Source organism: Microbacterium esteraromaticum (assembly GCF_028747645.1).
In the GTDB taxonomy this organism is placed as follows: domain Bacteria; phylum Actinomycetota; class Actinomycetes; order Actinomycetales; family Microbacteriaceae; genus Microbacterium; species Microbacterium esteraromaticum_C.
Genome location: NZ_CP118100.1, coordinates 1,722,825 through 1,749,382 on the forward strand (window position 1 = coordinate 1,722,825; position 26,558 = coordinate 1,749,382).

A 26,558-nucleotide genomic window follows, 5' to 3' on the forward strand; every position below is an offset into this window, starting at 1 on the left:
CAGATCATGGAAGAACGTCAACCAACGGGCGGATCCGCCGCGCTTTCGTCACCGGAATGGGATGCGACGCAGACCCGCATCCTCGATGCCGCGGATGCCCTCCTGCAGCGCCGCGGTGTGCACGGCCTGACCATCGCCGAGCTCAGCCGGCGCGCCGGTCTCAGCAGACCGACGATCTACCGCAACTGGGACGACGCCGACGACGTGGTGCGCTCGGCACTGCTGCGACGCGTGATCGGCATCCTCGACGATCTTCCCCATCCCGTGCGCTCGCGCGCCGAACTCGTCGACAGCGTCCTGACGTTCATCAGTCGGTTCCGCGCCGACGCGGTGTACGCGCGACTGCTCGCCGACGAACCCGAATCGTTCACGCGCTACACGCTGCAGCGCGTCGGCCAGAGTCAGCGCAGGATCCTGCGATGGCTGGCCGCAGCCATCGGCGGCGCACAGCACGGCGACGACGTACGTGGCGACTCCCCCGATGACATGGCTGTGATGCTGTTGCTGATCGCCCAATCCGCCGTGCTCTCGCACGGCACCGTCGCCGAGCTCATCGACGAGGCGGCCTGGCAGCACGAGCTGCGCGCGGCGCTGGACGGATACCTGCGCCCATGACATCAGCCGCCACCCGCACCGCCGATCTGAACGCCGCGCGACGCCGCCGCGAATTGACCGAGGTCGCCGAGACGACCGTCGACGTCGTCGTCGTGGGCGGCGGGATCACCGGCAACGGCGTCGCCCTCGACGCGGCCTCGCGCGGTCTGAGCGTCACCCTGATCGAAGCGCACGATCTCGCTTTCGGCACCAGTCGCTTCAGTTCCAAGCTCGTGCACGGCGGCCTGCGCTATCTCGCCACCGGCGACCTGGCCACGGCCAAGGAGAGCGCCCTGGAGCGCCATCTGTTGATGACCCGCATCGCGCCGCACCTGATCCGTCCCCTCGGCCAGTTGCTGCCCTTCAGCACCGACATCACCGCCAGGCAGCGGGCGGCAGGCGCGTTCGGCATGGGCATCGGTGATCTATTGCGAATGCGCGCCCGCACACCCCGCTCGGTGCTGCCCCGTCCGCGTCTGGTGTCGGCTCACACCGCACGCCGCCTCGTCCCCGCATTGGAGGATCACGGCCTGCGCGGCGGCATGCTCTCGTTCGACGGGCAACTCGTCGACGATGCCCGACTGGTCACGACCGTTGCACGGACAGCGGCCGCCCATGGCGCCCGGGTGCTCACGCGCGTGCGCGCGTTGCAGCTGCGACGCGACGGCATCACCGCCGAAGACGCCCTCACCGCCGAACGGTTCGAGATTCGTGCGCGCAGCGTGATCAACGCCACAGGCGTCTGGGCGGGGACGCTCGACGACACACTGACCGTGCGCCCGAGCCGCGGCACCCACATCGTGTTGGATGCGGCCGACCTCGGCGGCCCGACTGCCGCACTCACTATTCCGCACGAAGGCTCGATCAGCCGCTACGTGTTCGCCCTCCCCCAGCAGCACGGCCGCGTGATCGTCGGGCTGACCGATGAGGACGCCCCCGGGCCAGTCCCTCTGGTGGCGGAACCGGCCGAGCATGAGATCGACTTTCTGCTCCGCACACTCAACCGCGTGCTAGCGACCCCGATCGGACGCGACAGTGTGCGCGGCGCATTCTCGGGACTGCGCCCGTTGATCGACAGCGGCTCGGGCTCCACCGCCGATGTCTCACGGCGTCATCTTGTGACAGACACTCCCTCGGGTGCCATCGCTGTACTCGGCGGAAAGCTGACGACCTACCGCCGCATGGCACAGGATGCCGTCGACCACGCCGTGCGCACGCGCCTGGGCGGCGAGATCCGCCCGTCATGCACCTCCACGCTGCGCCTGGTCGCCGGCCCGCCCGCGGCATCCGATCGTCCGTTCGGCGACGCCCTCAACGTGAGCGTCGAGGACGTCGTGTTCGCGGTGCGCGCGGAGGGCGCGCTCAGCGCGGACGACGTGCTCGATCGGCGCACCCGGATCGGTCTGGTCGACGACGACCGTCGCCGCTGCCTGCCCGAGGTCGAGCGGATCGTCTCGGAAACACTCGCCGAACTCGACGCCTGACGGCGCGGTTCGCTCAGCGACGATCGCTCAGTGGAACGTCGATCGCGTCGGTCTGCTCGGCGGCCTTCGCCACGGGAAGACGCGTACCACCGATCTGCGCGATGACGTCCGCCGTGATCTTCTCGACCGTCAGACCGGCATCGGCGAGGATCTCGTCACGCGTCGCGTGGTCGATGAACTCATCGGGGAGCCCCAGCTCATCCACGGCGGTGTCGACGCCGGACTCGCGCAGCACCTGCCGCACGCGTGTGCCGATACCTCCAGCGCGGATACCGTCTTCGAGCGTGATCACCAGACGGTGCCGCGCCGAGAGGTCGATCACCGACTGCTGCACCGGGATCACCCACCGCGGGTCGATGACCGTGACGCCGATTCCGTGCGTCTCGAGGCTCTGCGCGGCTTTCAGCCCCAGCTCAGCGAACGCACCGGTGGCGACGATGAGCACGTCCTCGGTGCTGCCGCGGAAGAGCACATCGGTGCCGTCCGCGCGGCGCTCCACCGCGACGATCTCATGCGGCGTGTCACCCTTGGGGTAGCGGATGACCGTGGGCGCATCGTCGACGGCGACAGCCTCGTCGAGCGCTTCACGCAGACGCTCACCGTCACGCGGTGCGGCGATGCGGATGCCGGGGACCATCTGCAACATGGCGAGATCCCAGACGCCGTGGTGGCTGGGGCCGTCCGGCCCCGTCACTCCGGCCCGGTCGAGCACGAACGTGACGCCCGCGCGGTGCAGGGCGACATCCATCAGCACCTGGTCGAACGCCCGGTTCATGAATGTGGCGTAGATGGCGACCACTGGGTGCAGACCACCGAAGGCCAGCCCGGCGGCCGAGGCGACCGCGTGCTGTTCGGCGATACCGACGTCGTACACCCGGTCTGGGAACCGCTCGGCAAAGCGTGCCAGTCCCGTCGGTCGCAGCATCGCCGCGGTCATCGCGATCACCTTGTCATCGCGTGCGCCCGCGTCGACCAGCGCATCGGCGAACACCGACGTCCAGGACGTCCCCGATGACGACGACAGCGATCCGCCCGTCTTCGGGTCGATCCGCCCGACCGCGTGGAACTGGTCGGCGTCGTCGTCACGGGCCGGCTGGTAGCCGCGCCCCTTCTCGGTGATGGCGTGCACGATCACCGGTGCGCCGAAGTCCTTGGCCAGCTGCAGCGTCTCCAGCAGCGCGGGGATGTCGTGCCCATTCACGGGCCCCAGGTACTTGATGTCGAGGTTCGAGTAGAGCGCGGCATTGTTGGTGAACCGCGAGAGGAAACCATGGGTACCACCGCGCACACCGCGGAACATCGCACGCCCGAAGGGCCCGAACGCCCGGAACAACCGGTCGGAGCGCTTGTGCAGATCACGGTACGTGCTGGCGGTGCGCACTCGGTTCAGGTACCGCGACATGCCGCCGATGGTGGGCGCATACGAGCGCCCGTTGTCATTGACGACGATCACGAGGTTGCGATCGTTGTCGTCGCTGATGTTGTTCAGTGCCTCCCACGTCATGCCACCGGTGAGGGCTCCGTCGCCGACGACGGCCACGACGTGCCGATCCGCGCGGCCCGTCGCGGTGAGGGCGCGCGAGATACCGTCGGCCCAGCTGAGCGAGCTGGAGGCGTGCGAGGACTCGACGACGTCGTGGGCGCTCTCGGAGCGCTGCGGGTAGCCGGCCAGTCCGCCGCGCGAGCGCAGCTGCGAGAAGTCCTGCCGCCCGGTGAGCAGCTTGTGCACGTACGACTGGTGCCCGGTGTCGAAGATGAACGGGTCATCGGGCGACGAGAACACGCGGTGCAGCGCGATCGTCAGTTCGACGACGCCGAGGTTCGGCCCCAGATGACCGCCCGTTCGGGCGACGTTCTCGACCAGGAATGCCCGGATCTCGTCAGCGAGCTCGGCAAGTTCTTCGGTGGAGAGACCGTCGAGGTCCCGAGGACCGGTGATGCCCGGCAGGATCGGCATGTAGGCGCCTCCGCGACTCGATTTCACGCGACACCAGTGGGCGTGCGCATCGCTCCAGTCTATCGCGGGACGACGGAGGGCTCGGATGCCGAAGCATCCGAGCCCTCGTCGTGGACGCTGGATCAGACCAGCGAACGCAGCACGTACTGCAGGATTCCGCCGTTGCGGTAGTAGTCGGCCTCACCGGGGGTGTCGATGCGAACGACCGCATCGAACTCGACCGGCTGCTTGCCCTCGGGCGAGAACTCGCTCGGAACGGCCGTGACCTTGACGGTCTTCGGGGTCCTGCCCTCGTTGAGCTCGGTCAGACCGCTGATCGAGATGATCTCGGTACCGTCCAGGCCCAGCGACTCCCACGACTCACCGGCGGGGAACTGCAGCGGGACGACGCCCATGCCGATCAGGTTCGAGCGGTGGATGCGCTCGAAGCTCTCGGTGATGACGGCCTTGACGCCCAGCAGCGTGGTGCCCTTGGCGGCCCAGTCACGCGACGAGCCCGAGCCGTACTCCTTGCCACCGAACACGACGAGCGGGGTGCCCTGCGCCTGGTAGTTCATGCTGGCGTCGTAGATGTACGCCTGCGGGCCACCGGCCTGGGTGAAGTCGCGCGTGAAGCCACCTTCGATCTGCTGGCCGTCGTTGACCGCCTTGACCATGGCGTTCTTCAGGCGGATGTTCGCGAACGTACCGCGGATCATCACCTCGTGGTTTCCGCGACGCGAACCGAAGGAGTTGAAGTCCTTGCGGTCGACGCCGTGCTCGGTGAGGTACTGCGCAGCCGGCGTTCCCGGTTTGATCGCACCGGCGGGCGAGATGTGGTCGGTCGTGACCGAGTCACCCAGCGTCGCCATCACGCGTGCGCCATCGATGTCGGTGACCGGGGTCAGCTCCATCGTCATGCCATCGAAGTACGGCGCCTTGCGCACGTAGGTCGAGTCGGCGTCCCACTCGAAGACCGGGCCGGTCGGGGTGGGCAGGCTCGTCCAGCGCTCGTCGCCGTCGAAGACGGTCGCGTACTGCTTGATGAACTGGTCGCGCGAGATCGACGAGTCGATGATCTCCTGCACCTCTTCGGGCGCGGGCCAGATGTCCTTGAGGAAGACGTCGTTGCCGTCGGCGTCCTGGCCGAGGGCGTCGTTGTCGAAGTCGAAGTGCATCGAGCCGGCCAGCGCGTAGGCCACGACGAGCGGCGGCGAGGCCAGGTAGTTCATCTTCACGTCGGGGCTGATTCGACCCTCGAAGTTGCGGTTACCCGAGAGCACGGCGGTGACGGCGAGGTCGTGGTCGTTGATCGCGGCCGAGACCTCATCGATCAGCGGACCGGAGTTTCCGATGCAGATCGTGCAGCCGTAGCCCACCGTGTAGAAGCCGAGGCCCTCGAGGTCCTTGTTCAGGCCCGACTTCTCGTAGTAGTCGGTGACGACCTTCGAGCCGGGGCCGAGCGTGGTCTTGACCCAGGGCTTCTGCTTGAGGCCCTTCTGCAGCGCCTTGCGGGCGATCAAACCCGCGGCGATCATCACCGAGGGGTTCGACGTGTTGGTGCACGAGGTGATCGCGGCCAGGGTGACGGCACCGTTGTCGAGGATGTACTGCTCACCGGCGGGCGTCGTGACCGGCACGGGCTTCGACGCGTGCGCGGGTGCACCGCTGTTGATGTGCACCGGACGCGTGGTGGGCTCCTCTTCGCCGGGGACCTGACCCGGGTCGGATGCCGGGAACGAGTGCTTCGACTCGAGGTCGACGATGTCCTCGCTGGTCGACGGCGTGGCGTAGTTCAGGATGTCCTTCTCGAACTGCTCCTTCGCCTCGGACAGCAGAATGCGGTCCTGCGGGCGCTTGGGGCCGGCGATCGAGGGCACCACGGTGCTGAGGTCGAGCTCCATGTACTCGCTGTAGACCGGCTCGTTGGCCGCGTCGTGCCAGAGGCCCTGCTCCTTGGCGTAGGTCTCGACGAGCGCGACGGCCTCGTCGGTACGACCGGTCAGGCGCAGGTAGTCGAGCGTGACGTCGTCGATCGGGAAGATGGCCGCCGTCGAGCCGAACTCGGGCGACATGTTTCCGATCGTGGCGCGGTTGGCCAGCGGAACGGACGCCACACCGGCGCCGTAGAACTCGACGAACTTGCCGACCACGCCGTGCTGGCGCAGCATGTCGGTGATCGTGAGGACGACGTCGGTGGCGGTGACGCCCGCGGGGATCTCGCCCGTGAGCTTGAAGCCGACCACGCGCGGGATGAGCATCGACACGGGCTGGCCGAGCATGGCCGCCTCTGCCTCGATGCCGCCGACGCCCCAACCGAGCACGCCGAGGCCGTTGACCATGGTGGTGTGCGAGTCGGTGCCGACGCAGGTGTCGGGGTAGGCCTGCAGAACGCCGCCGTTGGTGCGGTCGTAGATGACCTTGGCGAGGTGCTCGATGTTGACCTGGTGGACGATGCCGGTGCCCGGGGGCACGACCTTGAAGTCCTGGAAGGCCGTCTGGCCCCAGCGCAGGAACTGGTAGCGCTCACCGTTGCGCTCGTACTCGATCTCAACGTTGCGCTCGAGGGCGTTCTCGCTACCGAAGAGGTCGGCGATGACCGAGTGGTCGATGACCATCTCGGCGGGCGAGAGCGGGTTGATCTTGTTGGCGTCGCCACCCAGGGCGGTGACGGCCTCACGCATGGTGGCGAGGTCGACGATGCAGGGCACACCGGTGAAGTCCTGCATGACCACGCGGGCCGGCGAGAACTGGATCTCGGTGTTCGGCTCAGCGGCGGCGTCCCACGATCCGAGCGCCTCGATCTGCGCCTTGGTGACGTTCGCGCCGTCCTCGGTGCGCAGCAGGTTCTCGAGCAGAACCTTCAGGCTGAACGGGAGTCTCTCGTGACCGGCGACCGTGTCGACGCGGAAGATCTCGTAGTCGGTGCTGCCGACCGTCAGGGTGCTCTTGGCACCGAAGCTGTTCACCGTGGACACGAATACGTCTCCTTCTGAATCTGATGGAAGCGACAGGCGGTTCCATCTTGCTCGCCAAGGACGCGCCGCGGCTAGCAAGGTGTGCCTTACCAGTGTGCGCCGCAGGAGCCCTCGCCGAAAGCCCGAATTTTATCTTGATATCAAGATAAATCTAGCAGACCATGAGCCCGATAGCCGCTAGCCGCGATCGACGTAGAGCCGGCGTGTCACCAGCCACGTCGTCGCAAGCAGCGCGGCGAACAGCGGCAGCCCCATGATGAGCTTCACGGTGCCGAGTGTCGCCACGTCCCCTTCGAAATAGAACGGCAGCTGAAATCCGAGACGCAACAGGAAGAGCCCCGCCCACGCCGCGGAGAGCCACGCGAAGGTGCGGCGCTTGCGGGCGTCCTGTCGCCAGGCCACGCCCTCGCCGACGAGGAAACCGACGATGATTCCGATGATCGGCCAGCGCACGAGCGCAGACACCAGGAACGCCAGACCATACACGATGTTGGTGATGAACCCGATGACGAACTGGTCCTCGGCCCGACCGGTGAACAGCGGGAGCCCGGCGGCGATCACGGCGGCGATCAGCCCCGAGAAGGCGGCCACCGGCGGTGACTTCATCGCGAGGCGCACGATAGCGAAAACCGCCGCGATACCCACCGAGAGTCCGAGTGCCAGCAGCAGCTGCTGAGTCGTGGTGTAGGTCACGACGAAGATCAGCAGAGGCAGCACCGATTCCATGACGCCGCGCCAGCCGCCGATGACCTGCCAGACCATGTGGCCGGTGGTCTGCTCGGTATCCGGGTCGATGCCCGCGCGGCGCGCGGCCGAGCCCAGCGCCGTGCCGATCATCTCGGCCGCGGACGGCTCCGGAGGCGTCAGGCCGGCGGCCGCCTCTTCGGCGTCTCGGCTCGATGCCGGCGGATCGCTCGAGTCGCGCCCCGGATCGGTCACGCGGCGCCCGGCGTCGACGGCATCTTCAGCGGGATGAGATCACGCGGCGGCATCGGCGAGCCACCGCGCACCACGACGATGGATCGGAAGAGATCCTCGGCCTGCTCGGCGGCCGCGGGGTCGGATGCCGCGTCCCCACCAATCACGCCGCGCAGGAACCACCGCGGTCCGTCGACGCCGACAAAGCGCGCCAGACGCATACCGGCCCCCTCGGCCGCCGTCGCCGGAACCTCGGCGAGCAGTTCTTTGCCCAGCGGCCCCTCACGCTCCTCGACGCGTCCACCCTGGTTGCGGATCTGGTCGCGCAGCTGCACGCGGGTCTCATCCCACAGTCCGCGGGTGCGCGGTGCGGCGAAGGGCTGCACCTGCAACGTGGATCCCGCGTAGTCCAGCCCGACGGCCACGATGCGCTTGCTCTGCTCCTCGACCTCGAGACGCAGGTTCAGTCCCTCACGCGGAAGCACCTTGATGCCGCCGAGGTCGATGTACGGGCGTACGGGGTTCGCCTCGGAGTCGTCAAAAGGACCCGCCTCGGCACGATCGGCCGGCGCAGACTTCAGCGTGGGTTCGATCTCTTCAGTCATTCGCTCTTTCCCTGGGTATAGCCGGTGGATCCGAAACCTCCGTCGCCGCGGACGCTGTCCGGCAGGGCTTCGACGGGTTCGAACCGTGCCTGGACGACAGGCATGATGATCAGCTGTGCGATCCGATCACCGACGGCCACATCGTACGCCTGCTTGCTGTCGGTATTCAGCAGGGTCACCTTGATCTCGCCGCGGTATCCAGCATCAACGGTGCCCGGAGTGTTGACCACCGTGATGCCGTGCTTCACCGCAAGTCCGCTGCGCGGCACGACGAAGGCCGCGTAGCCTTCGGGCAGGGCGACGCGGACGCCAGTGGGCACCAGCGCCCGCTCCCCCGGTTCGAGCCGCACGGCCTCGGTCGAGACGAGATCGGCGCCGGCATCCCCCGGGTGGGCGTAAGCCGGGACGTTCGCGGCGATAATGGGAACAGTAACGGAATGAGTCACCCCATGAGGCTAATGCAGAACACCGAACGTGCCACGAGCGAGACCTACCGCGAACGGCTGACGCCGAGCCTGTGGATGCTGGTGACGATCGCCCTGGCCGGCCCCATGGTGTCACTGGTATTCGTGCCGGTCGGTGCAGAGTTCGCACTCCTGCTGGGCGCCGCAGTCTCGCTGGTCCTGGTCTCACTGAGCATCGTGCTCTCGCCGAAGCTCCGGGTGGTCGGCACTGTTCTGCACGCCGGGCGGGCGCACATCGACGCCCGTTGGTTGGGTGAGCCCGAGGAGTTCGTCGGCGATGACGCGCGCGATCGTCGCACCCGTGACATCGCTCGCGACGGCTGGCACCTGTTGCGTGGCGGCATCGATGGCGTCATCGTGGTGCCGGTGACCGACCCGGCCGACCCGATGCGCAGCTGGACTCTCTCGACGCGCACTCCCGACCGCCTCGCGGCGGCGATCCGCGACGCGCGCGCCGCAGCCTGAGCCCGGCGGTCTCGGCAGCGGTCGGACCGCAGACCCCGGGAAACAGAACGCGCCCCTGGGCCAGTCAGGCCGGGGCGCGGTCGGTCGAAGGAAAGTGCCTCAGGCGGCGCATTCCTTGCAGATGGGACCTTCCGGGCCCTCATGGTCGAGCTGCGAGCGGTGCTTCACGAGGAAGCAGCTCATGCAGGTGAACTCGTCCTGCTGGGCCGGGAGCACGACGACGTCGAGCTCCACATCTGAAAGGTCCGCACCGGGGAGCTCGAACCCCGTGGGGTTGTCCGAGTCCTCGACATCGCCAGCGCCGGGCTGGGTGTTCGGCACACGCTCCTTGAGTGCTTCGATCGACTCGGAGTCGTCTTCGCTCTTTCGGGGTGCGTCGTAGTCGGTTGCCATGCGGTGGGTCTCCACTTCCGTGGTACAAGAGGGGTGGGTTGGGAGGTGCCGTTTCGGGTGTACGGCGGCCATAGTTTGCACGAATGCGGAGCGTTTCGCAAATGCTCGTGCACTCTCCCGGGCAAACTCGCGGCGCGCCCGCGCTATTCCCGGGTGCGCACAGGCACGCATGACACGATGAACCCCTACCCACCAGAGGGGCATTGGCATGGAAAACGTCACCATCGTCGGAACAGAAGCAGGGGTCCTCGTCCTTGCTACTGAGTCCGGACAGCGCTTCGCGCTGCCCATCGACGACGTGCTGCATCGTGAAGTACGTCGCGCCACCCGCCAGGCCGAGCCCACGGCCGCGCGTCTCGCGGCGAGTCCGCGCGATATCCAGGCGCATATCCGCGCCGGCCTGTCCGCCGCAGAGGTCGCGGCGCTGCTCGGCGTCAGCGAATCGGATGTGGCCCGCTTCGAGGGCCCCGTGCTCGCCGAGCGCGAGCACATCGTCGGCCAGGCACTCGCCGTGCCCGTGCTCATCGGCAGCGATGTCGAGCCCGACGCCCAGCCGACGTTCGGCACTGCCGTGCGCGACAAGCTCGCCGACCTCGCTGCGACCGACGAGCGCTGGGTGAGCTGGAAGGACGAGTCCGGCTGGACCGTCAAACTCGAGTTCACCGCGAACGAGGTCGCGCACGACGCCCGTTGGGCGTTCGACCCCCGCCGCAGCACATTGTCGCCCTCGAATGCTGAAGCCGTGCAGCTGTCTCGACAGGGATCGCTTCCGGACGGTCTGATCCCGCGCCTGCGCGCGGTCGATGACGAGCGCGTCTCGCCGTACAAGGACGACAGCCGATTCGACTCCGGCGCATTCGGTCCACGCCTGCTGCCGAAGCCCGACGAGCACACCGACGACGCTTCGGTCGAGGCGGAGCACTCCAGCGCCGCTGCCCAGGCGGCCGCTGCCCGACGTGCCCCCGAGGATCATCAGCCCAGCGCCGAGACCGCAGATCTGCTCGAGGCGCTTCGGCGCCGCCGTGGCCAGCGCGAGTCCGCGCCGCTGCTCGACGACAACGACGGCGATGAAGCCGCGCCGATTGCGCTGTTCGACAGCGCCGAAAACGAGCCGGAACCGGCTGATGAGACTCCCACCGAGCAGCCCTCGACGTCGGGAAAGCCGGCGCCCCGTGGCGACAGCGGTGATGCCGGTGGCGGTCGACGCAAGCGTCGAAACGCGATGCCGAGCTGGGATGAGATCGTCTTCGGCGCACGCACCGACGACTAGAACGCCGCGCCCGCCGGGGTGCGAATCAGCTCGCGAACGCGCCGAGCCGAATCGACGGCACACGCCACTCCTCCGGCGTGAGTGCGCCGTGCTGTCCGATCATGCCTCGACCGCGCTGGTCCTCGGCATCGGCGTCGTACAGCGCGTAGTTCGCGCGTGCGATCGCCAGTAGATCGCCGATGCGTGCACGCGCAGCATCCGTCACGCGGGGTCCGAACAACCCCGCGTCGATCGCCTCCGCCCTGCTGACGACGTCGGCAAGGCCCTCCAGGTCGCGTCGCCAGCGCGCGAGAATAGCGGCCTGATCGGCATCCGGTTCGGTGTACACGTGCAGCATGCGCGGCTCACCGCCGATGTGGCGGATGCCATCGCGCCAGCCCCCCGCGGCATCGAGCAGCAGGTGCCGATGTGCCGGCACATCGACCATGCCGTGGTCGGCGGTCACCAGCACGCCAACGCCGTCCGGCACGCGCTGCGAGAGAGCGGCGTCGACGTCTTCGAGCGCGGCCACCCACTCGGCAGAGTCGATGCCGTACTTGTGCCCGGCCTTGTCGACATCGGGCAGATAGCAGTAGACGAACGCGCCGTCGTGCGTATCAGCCAGCTCGAACGCCTGCGCGACACGATCGGCCGCCGCGCCGGCGGGCACGAAACGTCCGCCACGCAACGTGGCGCGCGAGAACCCGCTGTGCATGTGACCGGCGAGCCCCACGGCGAATGCCGCATGCCCGGCCGCAGAAGCGCGCTCGAATACCGTCGGCGCACTCTGCCAGGTCAGCGGATCGATACCCGCCGCCTCCCACTCGGTCAGTTGGTTGACGAGCACGTCACGGTCGGGATGCCGCACGCGGTAACCGACCACGCCGTGCTCGCCGGGAGCCACCCCGGTGAGCAGACTGGTCAGCGCCGCTGCGGTGGTGGTGGGGAAGACCGCGCCGCCGACGCTCTTCTTCGTCATTGCCGCGCTGAGCGTGCGCGCGTGCCCGGCGTGGGCCCGCAGCGGGATCGCCCCGAGGCCATCGACGACGACGAGCACAGCCGAGCGCACCGGCCGCAGCGCGTCACCCTCTCCGCGCAATGCGGCCAGGAGGCCCGGCGCCACCCCGGTGATGCTTCGCGGTGTTTCCAGGGCGGACGGTAGCATGAGAGACATCCGGGCCAGTCTTTCACAGGCCTCCCGACGCGCGCCGCCGCAATGGCCGCGAGCCCCGCCCCGAGCGACCAGCAGGAACCCCATGCCCAAGACCCCGCCGTCCGAGCCCGTCCAGGAGCGCATCCAGGACATCGATCTGTCACAGGAGATGCAGGGCTCGTTCCTCGAATACGCCTACTCGGTGATCTACTCCCGTGCGCTCCCCGACGCACGAGATGGCCTGAAGCCCGTGCAGCGGCGCATCCTGTACCAGATGGCCGAGATGGGGCTGCGCCCCGAGCGCGGGCATGTCAAGAGCGCCCGCGTCGTCGGCGAGGTGATGGGAAAGCTGCACCCGCACGGCGACTCGGCGATCTACGACGCACTGGTCCGCCTCGCGCAGTCCTTCGCGCTGCGCGTGCCGCTCGTCGACGGGCACGGCAACTTCGGTTCGCTGGATGACGGTCCGGCGGCATCCCGATACACCGAAGCGCGTCTGGCAGCATCCGCTCTCGCGATGACCGAGAGCCTCGACGAGGACGTCGTCGACTTCGTGCCCAACTACGACGGGCAGTTCCAGCAGCCGGCCGTGCTCTCGGCCGCCTTCCCGAACCTGCTCGTCAACGGCGCCAGCGGCATCGCCGTCGGCATGGCCACGAACATGGCGCCGCACAACCTCATCGAGGTCGTCGCAGCGGCCACCCATCTGCTCGATAACCCGGACGCCACCACGGCCGACCTGATGGAGTTCGTGCCGGGACCGGACTTCCCGTCGGGCGGCATCCTGATGGGGCTCGACGGCGTCAAAGACGCGTACGAGAACGGACGCGGTGCGTTCAAGCTGCGGGCGAAGACGTCGATCGAATCCCTCGGACCGCGCCGCACCGGCATCGTCGTCACCGAGTTGCCCTACCAGGTGGGTCCGGAGCGGGTGATCGAGAAGCTCAAGGATGCCGTCAACGCGAAGAAGCTCCAGGGCATCAGCGACGTGCAGGACCTCACCGACCGCAAGCACGGCCTGCGCCTGGTGATCACCATCAAGACGGGCTTCGATCCGGCTGCGGTCCTGGAGCAGCTCTTCCGCTTCACGCCGCTCGAGGACTCGTTCTCGATCAACAACGTCGCCCTGGTCGAGGGGCAGCCGCGCACGCTCGGACTCAAGGAGCTGTTGCGCGTCTACCTGCAGCACCGCATCGAGGTCGTCACCCGGCGCAGCCGCTATCGTCTGGCCCGGCGCAACGAGCGCCTGCATCTGGTGCGTGGCCTGCTGCTGGCGATCCTCGACATCGACGAGGTCATCCAGGTGATCCGCTCGTCCGAGGACTCCGAGACGGCGCGCGCCCGCCTGCAGCAGGTGTTCGAGCTCGACGAGGTGCAGGCCGAGTACATCCTCGAGCTGCGCCTGCGCCGCCTGACCAAGTTCTCGCGGCTCGAACTCGAAGCTGAGCGCGACAAGCTTCTTGCCGAGATCGCCGAGCTGGAGACCCTGCTCGCCGACCCGGCGCTGGTGCGCGCACAGGTCGCGCACGAGCTGGATGCCGTCGCCGAGACTTTCGGCACCCCTCGCCGCACTCTGCTGCTGAACGCCGCTCCGCCGAAGGCGCGCTCGAGCAAGTCCGCCACCGAGCTGCAGTTCGCTGACGCGCCCACCACCGTGCTGCTGTCCGCCACCGGACGCGCGGTGCGCGTCGACCTCGAGCCGGGCGCCGTGATCACGACACCCGCGCGCCGCAGCAAGCACGACGCGATCATCGCCCGCGTCGAGACGACCACACGCAGCGAGATCGGCGCCATCATGAGCACCGGGCGCGTCGTCCGGTTCACTCCGGTGGACATCCCTGCCGTCCCGGCCACATCGGTGGGGCTCGGCGCAGGCGTTCGCATCTCGGACTACCTCGGACTCACCGATCGCACTGAGCGCGTGCTCGCGCTCATCCGCTTCGATGATGACACCCCCGTGGCGCTCGGCACCAAGGACGGCGTGGTCAAGCGCTTCGTCCCGTCGGCGCTGCCGGTGCGCCCTGAGCTGGAGGTCATCGGCCTCAAGCCGAAGGACACGGTCGTCGGCGCAGCCTCGGCATCCGACGACGCCGAGGTCGTGTTCGTCACCTCTGATGCCCAGTTGTTGCACTTCTCAGCCGCGAACGTGCGCCCGCAGGGCGCCGCGGCCGGCGGAATGGCCGGTGTCAAGCTCGGTGCCGGCGCCGAAGTGCTCTCGTTCAGCGTCGTCTCCTCGCCCGACGAAGCGGTCGTCGTCACCGTGTCGGGCGCCGAGGGCACCCTCGCCGGTGCGGATGCCGGGCGTGCGAAGGTCTCGGCGTTCGCGGAGTTCCCCGCCAAGGGTCGCGCGACCGGTGGTGTGCGCGCACACGCCTTCTTGAAGGGTGAGGATCGTCTGCGGCTGGCCTGGGTGGGCGTCGAGCCCCGTGCGATCGGGGCCGACGGCGCCGTGCGCCAGCTGCCCGCGTCGGGTGCGAAGCGCGACGGATCCGGACAGCCGTTGGATGCTGTCGTCAGCGCCGTGGGAACCGCGATCGGCTGACCCGCCACCTCGCATCGGGCGGAATGAGGCGCCGGTACCACCGGCGCCACAGGTCACGCGTCGATGGCTTCCCGGCTGAGACGGTCGCTGGAGCTCATGATGAACTCGCGTCGCGGAGCCACTTCACTGCCCATGAGCAGTTCGAAGGTACGCACCGCGGCATCCGCGGACTCGGCGTCCTCGATGGTGACGCGGCGCAACAGGCGCCCTTCGCGGTCCATCGTGGTGTTGGCCAGCTGGTCGGCGTCCATCTCACCCAGACCCTTGTAGCGCTGGATCGGGTCCTGCCAGCGCTTGCCCGCCTTGCGGAGCTTGGTCAGCAGCGCTTGCAGCTCGGCCTCGGAGTACGTGTAGATCGTCTCGTTCGGCTTCGAGCCGGGGTTCATCACGATCACCCGGTGCAGCGGCGGCACGGCCGAGTAGACGCGGCCGGCCTCGACCAGCGGACGCATGTAGCGGAAGAAGAGCGTCAGCAGGAGCGTACGGATGTGCGCGCCGTCGACATCCGCGTCGCTCATCAGGATGATCTTGCCGTAGCGGGCCCCGGCGATGTCGAACGAGCGTCCCGAACCCGCACCGATCGTGGTGATGATCGCCGCACACTCGGCGTTGCTCAGCATGTCGCTGACCGAGGCCTTCTGGACGTTGAGGATCTTGCCCCGGATCGGTAGCAGTGCCTGGAACTCGCTGTTTCGGGCGTGACGCGCGGTGCCGAGCGCCGAATCACCCTCCACGATGAACAGCTCGCTGTGGGCGACATCGTTGGAGCGGCAGTCGACCAGCTTGGCGGGTAGCGACGAAGACTCCAGCGCCGTCTTGCGCCGCTGGGTCTCTTTGTGCGCGCGCGCCGAGACGCGTGCCTTCATCTCGGAGACGATCTTGTCGAGCAACATCGACGCCTGGTTCTTGTCGTCGCGCTTGGTCGATGTGAAGCGCTGCGCGAGCTCTGTGCGCACCACCTTCGCGACGATCGCGCGCACCGCCGGGGTGCCGAGCACCTCTTTCGTCTGGCCCTCGAACTGCGGTTCGGGCACAGTGACCGTCAGCACGGCCGTGAGGCCCGCCAGCACGTCGTCCTTCTCAAGCTTGTCGTTGCCCGCCTTGAGCCGTCGTGCGTTCTGCTCGACCTGCGCGCGCAGGGTCTTCAGCAGCTCCTGCTCGAAACCCTGCTGATGCGTGCCGCCCTTGGGCGTGGCGATGATGTTCACGAACGAGCGGACGGTGGTCTCGTAGCCGGTGCCCCAGCGCAGTGCGATGTCGACCTGGCACTCGCGATCGACCTCGGTCGCCTTCATGTGCCCATCGGCCTGAAGCACGGGCACCGTCTCGGTGAAGGTTCCGCTGCCCTGAATGCGCCACGTATCGGTGACGGGGGCGTCGGATGCCAGGTAGTCGACGAACTCCGAGATGCCGCCCTCGTAGAGGTACGACGTCTCGACCGGCCCTGCGTCGATCTCAGCGCCGTCAGCAGCCTGCCCGCTCGGACGCGCCGTGGGGCGTTCGTCGCGCACGACGATCTCCAGCCCCGGCACGAGGAACGCCGTCTGACGCGCTCGAGTCTCGAGGTCACCCAGCTGGAAGGTGGCGTCCTTGGTGAAGATCTGCCGATCGGCCCAGTAGCGCACCCGCGTGCCGGTGACGCCGCGCGGCGCCTTGCCGATCACGCGCAGTTCGCTGCGCTCCTCGAACGGCGTGAACGGGGCATCGGGGCGCGGCTCGCCGTCGTCGGCGAACACCCCGGGCTCGCCGCGGTGGAACGACATCGCGTAGGTCTTGCCGCCCCGGTCGACCTCGACGTCGAGCCGCTCCGAGAGCGCGTTGACGACCGAGGCGCCGACACCGTGCAGACCTCCCGAGGCGGCGTACGAACCACCGCCGAACTTTCCACCGGCGTGCAGCTTCGTGTAGACCACCTCGACGCCGGTCAGTCCCGTACGCGGCTCGATGTCGGTCGGCACGCCACGTCCGCGGTCACGCACCTCGACGCTGCCGTCATCGTGCAGCACCACGTCGATCCGCGCGCCGTTGCCGGCGACGGCCTCGTCGACGGAGTTGTCGATGATCTCCCACAGGCAGTGCATCAAGCCGGGCGAACCGTTCGACCCGATGTACATTCCGGGGCGCTTGCGGACGGCCTCGAGCCCCTCGAGTACCTGAAGATGATGGGCGGAATACTCGGCGGTCACAATGTTCAATTGTATTTCGCGCGGCGACACCCGCGGACCGCGACACTCCCCCGGACTCCGCACGCGCGATCACGGCGTACGCGCTGAGCGAAACACGCCGGTCGGCGGGCATTCCCCCAGGCGACTCGTGGTTGTATTGAGCACGATTACCCGCCATACCCGAGGAGGCAACGAGATGAACGCTACGACTGAGCGAGAGACCGTCGAGTACCGCCTCACCGCGTCGGACCGTTGCGACTCGTGCGGTGCACAGGCGTACATCGCTGCGGAGGTCAACGGATCCGAGCTGCTGTTCTGCGCGCACCACGGACGCAAGTACGAGGAGAAGCTGCGCGCGGTCGCCACGACCTGGCATGACGAGACCGCTCGACTGATCGAGGCCTGAACCGTTCGGCGCCCCTCGCGGGCGCCGAACATCACGCGGCGCCCCGGCGGAACGGATCAGTCCGTGATGATCCGACGCACGGCCGGCGTCAGCCGGGTGATGATCTCTTCGCCCACCGTGTCGATGTGCTCGGCGAGGGCCGTAGCATCCTGTTCTCCGTCGTCGCCGGGTCCGAAGACCACCACGCGCTGACCGACCTCGGCACCACCCCACGGGTCGAGGTGCATGCTTCCGCCATCGATGCGCAGAATTCGCCGCGGCCCGCCCGACGTCGCCGCGAATGTGCCCCGCAACGTCGACGGCAGTCCGTGGAAGGCACCGGCACCCACGATGACGGCATCCGGCGTCACCGCGTCGACCGTCGCCACCAGCCTCGCGATGGGTGAGATCCCGTCGAGAACAGGCCCGTCGGCGGAGCGGACGCCGTAGCAGAACGCGCCGATACGGCTCAGCGATCCGCGCAGCTCAGGGCGCCACCACGACGCGGCCGACGCCGTCAGATGCAGCACCTCGGGTCGACCGCCCGCCTCGGTGAGGTGGCGCACCGCTTCGTCGAACACGCGCTGCGCTGCGTCGTCCTCGGCGTCGCTCGCCTCTGCCAGGTGGCTCCACACGCCGACGACGCGCAGGGCGCCGTCGTGTTCTGCGTCGCGGGCGATGGCCACGGCCTGCGGCCATTCATCCGGCCGGAAACCATTGCGGTGCAGACCCGTGTCGATCTTGAGGTGCACGTCGGCGCGGATGCCGGTGCGCCGCGCCGCCGCGATGACGTCGCTCAGGTACGCGGCCGACCCGATTCCCAGCTGGATGCCCGCCACGATGGCGGCTTCGATCTCAGCGGGCACGGATGTCGCCCAGGCGTAGACGTGGCGATCGGTGAGCGCCCTGATCCGCAGCGCGGTATCGATGTCGTATCCGCCGAACCATGTCACGCCCGCCGACGCCGCCTCGGGTACCGACCAGTCCAGGCCGTGTCCGTAGGCGTCGTCCTTCATGACGAGCATCAGCTCGGTGGGCTGCAGTCGTGCGCGCACCGCCGCGATGTTGCGCCGGAACCGGTCGCGTGAGATCTCGAGGACGGGATTGCTCATGCGCTCCACTCCCTGGGTGCGTGTCGGCCGATCACGACGGCGATCTCCAACGCTGTGAGCCCCGTCACCGCAGCCCAGTGCGACAGGGCATCCCGCATCCGGCCGTCTCCGCCGAAGAAGGTGACCGGTGTTCCGTCAGGAACGTCTCCGCCTTCGAGGTCGACGACGCACACGTCCATGGCGATCCGCCCGACGACCGGGTGCACATCCGTGCCGATCTGCACCGAGACGCGATTGCCGAGCGCGCGAAGCACGCCCTGCGCATATCCGCCCGTGACGAGCGCCACGCGGGTGTCGCGATCCGCCCGATGCGTGTAGCCGTATGACACGGCCTCTCCCGCGTGCAGCGGTTTGGTCGAGAGCACGTGCCCTTCCAGCCGCATCACCGGCGACGACGTCGCAACCGTTGAGCCCTCAGGGATGCCGAACAGCTCGTGCGGGCCGATGTCCGCTGAGCCCTCTGCTCTCGCCGAGATGCCGTACCCCGCCAGCATGGCGATGTCGTCGTCGCCGTCCACCAACACACTCGCGGCACCGGCATCCATCACGATGCGGGCGGCCTCGACGAGTCCGTGCCCGTATGCGTCATGGCGCAAGTCGATGACGGCGTCGCGCACGGATTCGCCGGCGTTGCGCATCAGGGCTCGGCGATCGAGAATCACGCGCGGAGCACTGCTACTGGCCATGTCGTCCTCCGGTGGCGCGTCAGAGCTGGATGGTCTTGAAGCCCTTGTCGTGGATGAAGCGGTCGATGGCGGCACGCGCCTCGTGCGCGTAATCGTCGAGCGGACCCGACTGCGGATCCGTCAGTGCCAAGCCACGGCGCTCCGCCGCGGCGCTGACGAGCACATCGGCCAGACCGGGGTTGAGCGGCAGCACCGGCCCCTGCACGTTGCCGGCGAATGCGTTGCGGTGACGGACGATCTCGCCGCGACCCTCGCCGGACGCGAAGCTGCCACGACCCGCGGTGACGGTTCCGTACGCGAGCGAGGGGTCGCTCAGGATCCACTCCGAGGCGTGATCCTCGAAACCGACCACGCGCACGCCCGGGGTCTGCACCGTGATGTACCCGACGCGACGGTCGCGGGTGCGTGCGACACGGTACGGCAGGATGCCCAGCACGTCGAGTGTGCCACCGTCGGTGAGGTCGATCCCCGAGCCGAGCAGCTCGGCCGAACCGCCGACAGCGAAGAGCACTCCCTCCGCTGCCACGTAGTCGCGCAGTGCATCGACACGCGAGACGAAGTCGGCGTGCACGCCGCGCAGTGCGGAGAGCGGACCGTTGCCGATCACGATGACGTCGACGTCGACCGGCAGACTCTCGCCCGGGCCGACGAGCACCGTGACCGGGTCGAGCCCGCGGGCGGCGGCGCTGCGCTCGACGGCGCGCACGTTGCCCCGGTCGCCCGTGATACCGAGCTCTGCGGGATAGAGCTGTGCGATCGTGAACTGCGTCATCGGCGCGCCACCTCCTGATCGCCGTGGCCGAGAAGGCGACGACCGATCATCATGAGTTCGTAGTTGACGAACCACATCTGCTTGCCGGCCTCGGTCTCGGGGAAGGAGCGCATGATCTCGACCGCCTTCTCCATGTCGGGCTCAACCGTGCCGATCTCGACGCCGGCGTAGGCCAGCGCGAGAGCCAACTGGTACGCCTTGTCACCAGTGACGACATCCACGCGAGGCAGGGCGGCGAAATCGACGTCGTAGAGCCACGAGACGTCGGGGGTTCCCTCGTCGATCGCGATCAGGGCGCGCTCGGGGGTGCCCTCAAGCGCGTCGAGGTTCATCTGAATGCTCGGGCCGTTCTTGAACATCACGAACTCGACCTGCTCGCCATTCGGGTCGCGCCGCAGCGGGATGACCTCTCCACGCCCATAGGCCGGGGCCATGGTGGCAAAGCCGGCCGCCGCGCGGTCACCGTCGAAGCGATCGCCCAGAACCCCAGATGCCACGGCGAGAGCCGCGGCAGCATCCGCCGCATAGTGCAGGCCCCGTGCCGGAAGCGTGACGCGGGCATCCGCATCGCCCACACGTACGACGATGTCGCGGCCCGATACCTCGCGCACCTCCGAGAACGCATCGCGTTCGAGGGTGCCCGACGTGCCGCTGCGCGTGTCGACGGCGTTGGCGAGGCCGTGCGCCGATGCGGCGACGATCTCGGGCGCAACACCGAAGAACGTGACCGGCGCGCGCATGGCGTCGACGTCGATCTTCGACAGATAAGGGTCGTCACGGTTGACCACCACGTGCGCCGAAGCTCGCGTGGAGGCGTCGAGCATCATGTCGGCGACGCGCTCGGTCTCGTAGAAGCGGTACAGCTGATCGACCTGCACGTTCAGCGACAGGATCACCGACGGCGAGAGGCGGTCGGCCAGGTCGGCCGCGAAGCCCTCGTCGATCTCGAGCACCGCGACATCGGCCTTGATCCGGCCGGTGAGCGTGGCATCCGCGAGCAACGCACTCGTGACACCCTGCGGCAGGTTCGCCCCGGTGGGATTGGTGAACACGGTCAGCCCGTGCGCACGCAACACCTCGCTGATCATGTGCGTGGTGGTCGTCTTACCGTTCGAACCGAGTACGAAGACGACGCCGTACGCGAACTGATCCGCCAGCGTGGGCAGAAGCGTCGGAGCCAGCCGGTTCGTCAGGTAACCCGGGAAGGCGGAGCCACCCCCGCGCAGCCGGGTCGCGAAGCGCGCGAGCTTGCCGGCGAGCACGGGAAAGACGTACCGCAGACCCGCTGAGCGCGCCTGGGGAGCCGCCGAGCTCATTCGAGGTAGTCCCGCAGCGACTGCGAGCGGCTCGGGTGCCGCAGCTTGGCCATCGTCTTCGACTCGATCTGGCGGATGCGCTCACGCGTCACGCCGAACGTGTCGCCGATCTGGTCGAGCGTCTTGGGCTGACCGTCACCGAGACCGAAACGCATGCGGATGACACCGGCCTCGCGCTCCGACAGCGAGTCGAGCAGCTGCTCGAGCTGGCGCTGCAGCATGGTGAAGCCCACGGCGTCGGCCGGGACGACGGCCTCGGTGTCTTCGATCAGGTCACCGAACTCGCTGTCGCCGTCCTCACCGAGCGGGGTGTGCAGCGAGATCGGCTCGCGACCGTACTTCTGCACCTCCACGACCTTCTCGGGGGTCATGTCGAGCTCACGGGAGAGCTCTTCGGGCGTGGGCTCACGGCCCAGGTCCTGCAGCATCTGCCGCTGCACGCGGGCCAGCTTGTTGATGACCTCGACCATGTGCACGGGGATGCGGATCGTGCGGGCCTGGTCGGCCATCGCGCGCGTGATCGCCTGGCGGATCCACCACGTGGCGTAGGTGGAGAACTTGAAGCCCTTGGTGTAGTCGAACTTCTCGACGGCGCGGATGAGACCCAGGTTTCCCTCCTGGATCAGGTCGAGGAACTGCATGCCTCGACCTGTGTACCGCTTGGCGAGCGAGACGACCAGACGCAGGTTGGCGCCGAGCAGGTGGCTCTTGGCGCGCTGACCGTCGCGGGCGACCCACTGCAGGTCAAGGCCCAGCTGACTGGTCTTCTCCTTCGCCGACATCGTCGACAGCTTCTCTTCGGCGAACAGACCGGCCTCGATCCGCATCGCCAGCTCGACCTCTTCGGCCGCGTTCAGCAGCGCGACCTTTCCGATCTGCTTCAGGTAATCCTTGACCGGGTCGGCGGTCGCACCCGTGATCTGCGTCGAGTAGACGGGTGCGTCGTCCTCGTCCTTGGACGAGATCACGATCGCGCCGGTGGGCAGCGGCTCGGTGAAGGCGGGCTTCTTGTCGCCCTCCTCCTCTTCGGGCTCGTCGACCTCGGCGGCCTCGTCGTCGACCTCGGGCTCGTCGGCCTTCTTGGCGCGCTTTGCGGGCGCCTTCTTCGCCGGGGCCTTCTTTGCGGGAGCGCGCTTCGTTGCGGGCTTGGGCGCCTCGGCGGATTCGCTGGCGGCCCCGTCGACCTCGGGGGTCTCCGCCTCAGCGGCGACGGGCTTCTTCGTGGTCGTCCGGGTCTTCTTGCTCGTGGCAGCAGTCACGTTTCGCCTTTCACGGAGCGGTGCACACGCTCCGAGCCATTTCGGACACTAGTAAGACCCTTGTCAAGCCGATTCATAAGAACGGCCATTGACAACGGGTCGGCTATCCATTATCACACACACCAACGGCTGGCGCGCGCCGGTGACGACATCCGACTCATCGTTTGTCGTCATCGCCGGGTCGGCGATCGGCGAGATAGCGCTCCAGCTCGGCCGCCAGCTCGTCGGCGCTGGGCAGGTCGCGCTCGTTGAACGATTCCTCAGCCTCATCCTCACGCCCCGCCATGTACGCGTCATAGCGCCCCTCGAGAGTGTGCACCATCTGCGTCAACTCCTCGCTGCCCTCGACCTGCTCCCCCACACGCGCGAGGAACTCCTCGCGCTGCTGCTGCACGTCGTCCATGCGCAGCACGAGTCCGGCACCGATCATCACCTTGTCGGCCGCGGCCAGCACGGTGTCGGGGTACTCGGTATCGGCCAGGTAATGCGGCACGAGCAGCACGAAGCCGGCGACCCGGTGCTCGTGCTCGATCAGACGGTACTCCAGCAGGTGCCCGGCCGTTCCCGGCACCTGCGTACGCGGACGCCAGACAGAATGCGCGGCGATCAGGTCGTGACGGTTGCCGCTCACGGTCGCTCCCAGCGGTCGCGTGTGCGGCACGGGCATCGCGATCGAGTGCACCCAGCTCACCGTGGACACCTGGAAAGCATCGACGAAGTCGATGACCGCCTCGGTGAAAGCGTTCCACGCGAAATCGGGCTCGTACCCCGATAGCAGCAGGAACGGCTGTCCGAGCGCGTCGTGCGCGAGCGAGAGTTCGAGCTTCGCCGGGCGGTACTCGGTCAAGTGGTCCTGATCGAACACGATCACGGGGCGTCGGGCGCGGTAGTCGAGCAACTCATCGTTGTCGAAGCGGATCACCGGACGAGGCTCGGCCGTCGCATCGAGGTGCTCGATCAGCCCGGACACAGCACTACCGGCATCGGTGAATCCGGTGAGCAGGATGACCAGCGGAAGGCCCGTCGGCACATCGGGTGCACCGGCGATCGACTCGTACAGATCAGCGGAAGAGGGCATGCCTCAATGCTACGAGGCGGGACGCCGAGGGTGTCGGCGATGCGGATGCTGACAGCGAACACGCATCACGCCTCGACCACCGGGCCACGGGCATCCCTAGGATGGAGGCATGACGCTTCCCGTGATCTCGCACACGTCCGATCCGTTCCCCGGAAGCGCTGCAGATGCCGCAGTGCTCGTCATCTCCGATCCGGCAGCCACCACCGATGCGCTGACCGGGTACGAGGGACTCGTGGAGACGCTTTCCGCCATCGGTTACAAGGGCACCGCATCCGCCTACACGCGCGTGCACCTGCCCGCCGTCACGACGCTTCCGCTCGCGGTCGTCAGCGCCGGAAAGGCCCCTGACGCCGCATCCGTGCGCGACGCCGTCGCGACCGCGGTGCGCAACCTGACCGGTTTCGCGACGGTCTCGATCGGACTCGCGTCCGACATCGAGCCATTCGCGGATGCTGCCGCCGAGGGCGCCCTGCTGGGCGGCTACCGCTTCGACGACTACCGCTCCGAGAAGAAGCCGGCCCGCGCCGAGACCCTCGTGCTGCACGCCGCGCAGCTCTCGGATGGCGCTCTGGACCGGGCCCGCGCCGCGGCCGAGTCGGTCGCGCTCGTCAAGGATCTGGTCAACACGCCCGCCGAGTGGCAGAGCCCCGCGCAGCTGGCGCAGTCCGCGATCGACGCGGTCGCCGACCTGCCGGTCGACGTGCAGGTGCTCGATGAGGAGCAGCTCGCCGAGGGCGGCTACGGCGGAATCCTCGGAGTCGGCCGCGGCTCGGACCGCCCGCCGCGCCTGGTACGCCTGGACTACTCCCCCGCAGGCGCCGAGCGCCACATCGCGCTGGTCGGCAAGGGAATCACGTTCGACACCGGTGGCCTCTCGCTCAAGCCGGCAGCAGCCATGGTCGGCATGAAGTTCGACATGGCCGGCGCCGCGAGCGTGCTCGCGGCCATCCGTGCGATCGCGGCGCTGAAGCTGCCGGTGCGGGTGACCGCGTGGATGTGCATCGCCGACAACATGCCCTCGGGCCGCGCGACGCGCCCCGGCGACGTGCTGCGGATGCTGGACGGCCAGACCGTCGAGGTGATGAACACCGACGCCGAAGGCCGCCTGGTGCTTGCTGACGGTCTTGTCGCCGCAAGCCGTGAGAACCCCGATGTGATCATCGACGTCGCCACCCTCACGGGGGCGATCATCGTCGCCCTGGGCATGCGCCACACCGGCGTGATGGGCGCCGACGACACGGTCGCCGAGTACCTCGCCGCATCGGATGCCGTCGGTGAGCCGGCCTGGGCGCTGCCCCTGCCGGAGTTCATGGAAGAGTCGCTCGACTCGCAGATCGCCGACATGGTCAACGCGAACATGAATGACCGCTCGGGTGGCTCGATGTTCGCAGGCCTGTTCCTGCAGCGCTTCATCGGACGCGTGTCCGACGCCGAGGACGCCCCGCGCATCCCGTGGGTGCACCTCGACATCGCCGGCTCGGGCGAGCACAAGGGCTCGGCCTACGGCTTCACCGAGAAGGGGCCGACCGGCGCCGCGGTACGCGCACTGATCGCCTTCGCCGAGGCATCTGCCAAGGAGTCCTGATGACTGTCCACGAGTACGACCTCGTCATCCTCGGCGGCGGCAGCGGCGGATACGCCGCGGCCCTGCGCGCAAGCGAGTTGGGAAAGAAGGTGGCGCTGATCGAGAAGGAGAAGGTCGGCGGAACCTGCCTGCACCGCGGTTGCATCCCCACCAAGGCTCTGCTGCACTCAGCCGAGGTCGCCGATCATGTGCGCTCTGCCGCGAAGGTCGGTGTGACGGCCACGTTCGAGTCGATCGATGCGGCCGGTGTGCGCGCCTACCGCGAGGGCATCGTGGCCAAGAAGTTCAAAGGTCTCGAAGGACTCATCAAGGCACGCGGCATCACCGTCGTCCCGGGTGAGGGACGCCTCGATGCCGACCGTTCGGTGCTGGTCGGCGACGACCGCTACGTCGGCACCGACGTCGTGCTCGCCACCGGCTCGTACAGCCGCACACTGCCGGGCCTCGAGATCGGCGGGCGCATCATCGCCAGCGAGCAGGCGCTGACTCTCGACGAGGTGCCCGCCAGCGTGGTGATCCTCGGCGGCGGCGTCATCGGTGTCGAGTTCGCGAGCGTCTGGCGCTCGTTCGGCGCCGAGGTGACCATCATCGAGGCCCTGCCGCACCTGGTGCCCAACGAGGACATCGCCCTGAGCAAGGGGCTAGAGCGCGCCTTCCGTCGCCGCGGCATCAAGTACTCGCTGGGCACGCGATTCGAGCGCGCTGAGCAGACCGACGATCAGGTGACGGTGACGCTGGAGGACGGCAAGACGTTCACGGCCGACTACCTGCTGGTCGCCGTCGGGCGCGGCCCGGCCACGGCCGGGCTCGGCTTCGAAGAGGCCGGCATCTCGCTCGACCGCGGATTCGTGACGGTAGACGACCAGCTGCGCACCGGCGTGCCGGGCGTCTGGGCCGTTGGAGACATCGTCCCCGGCCTTCAGCTCGCGCATCGGGGTTTCCTGCAGGGCATCGCCGTCGCCGAGCGCATCGCCGGCATGCAGGTGCCCGCGCTGCCCGAGTCGCAGATCCCCCGCGTGACCTACTGCAGCCCCGAGGTGGCGTCGGTGGGGATCACCGAGGAGGCCGCGATCGCGCAGTACGGCGCGGATGATGTCGTCGCGTACGACTACAACCTCGCCGGCAACGGCAAGAGCGAGATCATCGGCACCGGCGGCACCGTCAAGGTCGTCCGACAGAAGGACGGCCCCGTCCTGGGCGTGCACCTGCTCGGTGACCGCGTCGGCGAGCTGATCAGCGAGGGCCAGTTGGCCGTCGCGTGGGAGGCGCACCCCGAAGACATCGCACCCCTCATCCATGCGCACCCGACTCAGAGCGAAGCGCTCGGTGAGGCATTCCTGGCTCTGGCCGGGAAGCCACTGCACGCGCTCTGAACCACACATCCCGACGTTGAGGTCACTAAGCTTGACCGCGTCACAG

At 68.2% G+C, this 26,558-nt stretch carries 22 protein-coding genes; 8 read left to right on the forward strand and 14 right to left on the reverse strand.

Annotated elements, in window-relative coordinates:
• Positions 1-6 precede the first annotated feature (6 nt).
• Together PTQ19_RS08100 and PTQ19_RS08105 are read left to right on the forward strand one after the other, a co-directional pair.
• Positions 7-615 (forward strand): TetR/AcrR family transcriptional regulator, encoded by a 609-nt coding sequence (locus PTQ19_RS08100; RefSeq protein WP_274366972.1) that lies wholly within the window; start codon positions 7-9, stop codon positions 613-615.
• The gene (locus PTQ19_RS08105) at positions 612-2,078 is read left to right on the forward strand and encodes a glycerol-3-phosphate dehydrogenase/oxidase (RefSeq protein WP_274366973.1); all 1,467 of its coding nucleotides are present in this window, start codon (positions 612-614) and stop codon (positions 2,076-2,078) included. The genes PTQ19_RS08100 and PTQ19_RS08105 overlap by 4 nt, the downstream gene beginning before the upstream one ends.
• 13 nt (positions 2,079-2,091) lie before the next feature.
• Here the strand turns inward: PTQ19_RS08105 and dxs are convergent, their stop codons facing one another.
• The 5 genes from dxs to dut all read right to left on the reverse strand — a co-directional run bounded on the left by dxs (position 2,092) and on the right by dut (position 8,961).
• Positions 2,092-4,035: a 1-deoxy-D-xylulose-5-phosphate synthase gene (dxs, locus tag PTQ19_RS08110; RefSeq protein WP_274366974.1), complete on the reverse strand. Its 1,944-nt coding sequence runs from the start codon at positions 4,033-4,035 to the stop codon at positions 2,092-2,094.
• A 122-nt stretch (positions 4,036-4,157) separates the two neighbouring features.
• Complete coding sequence (gene acnA, locus PTQ19_RS08115; protein WP_206820481.1) at positions 4,158-6,992, reverse strand: aconitate hydratase AcnA; 2,835 nt, start codon at positions 6,990-6,992, stop codon at positions 4,158-4,160.
• A gap of 177 nt (positions 6,993-7,169) precedes the next feature.
• Complete coding sequence (locus PTQ19_RS08120; RefSeq protein ID WP_374222177.1) at positions 7,170-7,931, reverse strand: DUF3159 domain-containing protein; 762 nt, start codon at positions 7,929-7,931, stop codon at positions 7,170-7,172.
• Complete coding sequence (locus PTQ19_RS08125) at positions 7,928-8,515, reverse strand: DUF3710 domain-containing protein (protein WP_274366975.1); 588 nt, start codon at positions 8,513-8,515, stop codon at positions 7,928-7,930. The genes PTQ19_RS08120 and PTQ19_RS08125 overlap by 4 nt, the downstream gene beginning before the upstream one ends.
• Entirely contained in the window at positions 8,512-8,961 is a 450-nt protein-coding gene (gene dut, locus PTQ19_RS08130; RefSeq protein WP_274366976.1) for a dUTP diphosphatase, read from the reverse strand. Before dut ends, PTQ19_RS08125 begins: the two co-directional genes overlap by 4 nt.
• 3 nt (positions 8,962-8,964) lie before the next feature.
• Here dut and PTQ19_RS08135 point away from each other — a divergent pair, with 3 nt between their 5' ends.
• Positions 8,965-9,444: a DUF3093 family protein gene (locus PTQ19_RS08135; protein ID WP_224817878.1), complete on the forward strand. Its 480-nt coding sequence runs from the start codon at positions 8,965-8,967 to the stop codon at positions 9,442-9,444.
• Between the two features lie 99 nt (positions 9,445-9,543).
• Here the strand turns inward: PTQ19_RS08135 and PTQ19_RS08140 are convergent, their stop codons facing one another.
• Complete coding sequence (locus PTQ19_RS08140; RefSeq protein WP_179410744.1) at positions 9,544-9,837, reverse strand: DUF4193 domain-containing protein; 294 nt, start codon at positions 9,835-9,837, stop codon at positions 9,544-9,546.
• Positions 9,838-10,045: 208 nt separating this feature from the next.
• On the opposite strand from PTQ19_RS08140, the gene sepH reads away from it, so the two are divergent.
• The gene (gene sepH / locus PTQ19_RS08145; protein WP_274366977.1) at positions 10,046-11,107 is read left to right on the forward strand and encodes a septation protein SepH; all 1,062 of its coding nucleotides are present in this window, start codon (positions 10,046-10,048) and stop codon (positions 11,105-11,107) included.
• 25 nt (positions 11,108-11,132) lie between these two features.
• Here the strand turns inward: sepH and PTQ19_RS08150 are convergent, their stop codons facing one another.
• Complete coding sequence (locus tag PTQ19_RS08150; RefSeq protein ID WP_274366978.1) at positions 11,133-12,260, reverse strand: alkaline phosphatase family protein; 1,128 nt, start codon at positions 12,258-12,260, stop codon at positions 11,133-11,135.
• 82 nt (positions 12,261-12,342) lie between these two features.
• Here PTQ19_RS08150 and PTQ19_RS08155 point away from each other — a divergent pair, with 82 nt between their 5' ends.
• Positions 12,343-14,781 carry a DNA gyrase/topoisomerase IV subunit A gene (locus PTQ19_RS08155; protein WP_274366979.1) on the forward strand — a complete coding sequence of 813 codons (2,439 nt, stop codon included), beginning with the start codon at positions 12,343-12,345 and terminating at the stop codon, positions 14,779-14,781.
• 53 nt (positions 14,782-14,834) lie between these two features.
• Here PTQ19_RS08155 and PTQ19_RS08160 read toward each other — a convergent pair whose 3' ends face one another.
• Positions 14,835-16,967 (reverse strand): DNA gyrase/topoisomerase IV subunit B, encoded by a 2,133-nt coding sequence (locus PTQ19_RS08160; protein WP_274366980.1) that lies wholly within the window; start codon positions 16,965-16,967, stop codon positions 14,835-14,837.
• A gap of 175 nt (positions 16,968-17,142) precedes the next feature.
• Here PTQ19_RS08160 and PTQ19_RS08165 point away from each other — a divergent pair, with 175 nt between their 5' ends.
• Positions 17,143-17,352, forward strand: coding sequence for a DUF7455 domain-containing protein (locus tag PTQ19_RS08165; RefSeq protein WP_179410740.1), 210 nt, complete (start codon positions 17,143-17,145; stop codon positions 17,350-17,352).
• 56 nt (positions 17,353-17,408) lie between these two features.
• Here PTQ19_RS08165 and PTQ19_RS08170 read toward each other — a convergent pair whose 3' ends face one another.
• The 6 genes from PTQ19_RS08170 to PTQ19_RS08195 all read right to left on the reverse strand — a co-directional run bounded on the left by PTQ19_RS08170 (position 17,409) and on the right by PTQ19_RS08195 (position 23,554).
• Entirely contained in the window at positions 17,409-18,443 is a 1,035-nt protein-coding gene (locus tag PTQ19_RS08170) for an alanine racemase (RefSeq protein WP_274366981.1), read from the reverse strand.
• A complete protein-coding gene (locus PTQ19_RS08175) occupies positions 18,440-19,129 on the reverse strand; it encodes an alanine racemase C-terminal domain-containing protein (protein WP_274366982.1) in 690 nt (229 codons plus the stop codon). Before PTQ19_RS08175 ends, PTQ19_RS08170 begins: the two co-directional genes overlap by 4 nt.
• A gap of 19 nt (positions 19,130-19,148) precedes the next feature.
• On the reverse strand, positions 19,149-19,901 hold the full coding sequence (locus tag PTQ19_RS08180; protein ID WP_274366983.1) for a glutamine amidotransferase: 753 nt from the start codon (positions 19,899-19,901) through the stop codon (positions 19,149-19,151).
• A complete protein-coding gene (locus PTQ19_RS08185) occupies positions 19,898-21,217 on the reverse strand; it encodes a MurT ligase domain-containing protein (protein WP_206549795.1) in 1,320 nt (439 codons plus the stop codon). Before PTQ19_RS08185 ends, PTQ19_RS08180 begins: the two co-directional genes overlap by 4 nt.
• Complete coding sequence (locus PTQ19_RS08190) at positions 21,214-22,476, reverse strand: RNA polymerase sigma factor (protein ID WP_274366984.1); 1,263 nt, start codon at positions 22,474-22,476, stop codon at positions 21,214-21,216. Before PTQ19_RS08190 ends, PTQ19_RS08185 begins: the two co-directional genes overlap by 4 nt.
• 157 nt (positions 22,477-22,633) lie before the next feature.
• Positions 22,634-23,554, reverse strand: a complete 921-nt coding sequence (locus PTQ19_RS08195) for a proteasome assembly chaperone family protein (RefSeq protein ID WP_274366985.1) — start codon at positions 23,552-23,554, stop codon at positions 22,634-22,636.
• Positions 23,555-23,663: 109 nt separating this feature from the next.
• On the opposite strand from PTQ19_RS08195, the gene PTQ19_RS08200 reads away from it, so the two are divergent.
• Entirely contained in the window at positions 23,664-25,139 is a 1,476-nt protein-coding gene (locus PTQ19_RS08200) for a leucyl aminopeptidase (protein WP_179410734.1), read from the forward strand.
• Positions 25,139-26,512 (forward strand): dihydrolipoyl dehydrogenase, encoded by a 1,374-nt coding sequence (gene lpdA, locus PTQ19_RS08205; RefSeq protein WP_274366986.1) that lies wholly within the window; start codon positions 25,139-25,141, stop codon positions 26,510-26,512. Before PTQ19_RS08200 ends, lpdA begins: the two co-directional genes overlap by 1 nt.
• The last annotated feature ends 46 nt before the right edge of the window (positions 26,513-26,558 follow it).

Bases quoted from the DNA above. Each gene is read 5' to 3' on its own strand.
- PTQ19_RS08170 (WP_274366981.1), bottom strand. From the start codon at position 18,443: ATGAGCAATCCCGTCCTCGAGATCTCACGCGACCGGTTCCGGCGCAAC.
- sepH (WP_274366977.1), top strand. From the start codon at position 10,046: ATGGAAAACGTCACCATCGTCGGAACAGAAGCAGGGGTCCTCGTCCTT.
- PTQ19_RS08105 (WP_274366973.1), top strand. From the start codon at position 612: ATGACATCAGCCGCCACCCGCACCGCCGATCTGAACGCCGCGCGACGC.
- dxs (WP_274366974.1), bottom strand. From the start codon at position 4,035: ATGCCGATCCTGCCGGGCATCACCGGTCCTCGGGACCTCGACGGTCTC.
- PTQ19_RS08165 (WP_179410740.1), top strand. From the start codon at position 17,143: ATGAACGCTACGACTGAGCGAGAGACCGTCGAGTACCGCCTCACCGCG.
- PTQ19_RS08100 (WP_274366972.1), top strand. From the start codon at position 7: ATGGAAGAACGTCAACCAACGGGCGGATCCGCCGCGCTTTCGTCACCG.
- PTQ19_RS08135 (WP_224817878.1), top strand. From the start codon at position 8,965: ATGAGGCTAATGCAGAACACCGAACGTGCCACGAGCGAGACCTACCGC.
- PTQ19_RS08200 (WP_179410734.1), top strand. From the start codon at position 23,664: ATGACGCTTCCCGTGATCTCGCACACGTCCGATCCGTTCCCCGGAAGC.
- lpdA (WP_274366986.1), top strand. From the start codon at position 25,139: ATGACTGTCCACGAGTACGACCTCGTCATCCTCGGCGGCGGCAGCGGC.
- PTQ19_RS08175 (WP_274366982.1), bottom strand. From the start codon at position 19,129: ATGGCCAGTAGCAGTGCTCCGCGCGTGATTCTCGATCGCCGAGCCCTG.
- PTQ19_RS08125 (WP_274366975.1), bottom strand. From the start codon at position 8,515: ATGACTGAAGAGATCGAACCCACGCTGAAGTCTGCGCCGGCCGATCGT.
- PTQ19_RS08140 (WP_179410744.1), bottom strand. From the start codon at position 9,837: ATGGCAACCGACTACGACGCACCCCGAAAGAGCGAAGACGACTCCGAG.
- PTQ19_RS08155 (WP_274366979.1), top strand. From the start codon at position 12,343: ATGCCCAAGACCCCGCCGTCCGAGCCCGTCCAGGAGCGCATCCAGGAC.
- PTQ19_RS08180 (WP_274366983.1), bottom strand. From the start codon at position 19,901: ATGACGCAGTTCACGATCGCACAGCTCTATCCCGCAGAGCTCGGTATC.
- PTQ19_RS08150 (WP_274366978.1), bottom strand. From the start codon at position 12,260: ATGTCTCTCATGCTACCGTCCGCCCTGGAAACACCGCGAAGCATCACC.
- PTQ19_RS08185 (WP_206549795.1), bottom strand. From the start codon at position 21,217: ATGAGCTCGGCGGCTCCCCAGGCGCGCTCAGCGGGTCTGCGGTACGTC.
- PTQ19_RS08195 (WP_274366985.1), bottom strand. From the start codon at position 23,554: ATGCCCTCTTCCGCTGATCTGTACGAGTCGATCGCCGGTGCACCCGAT.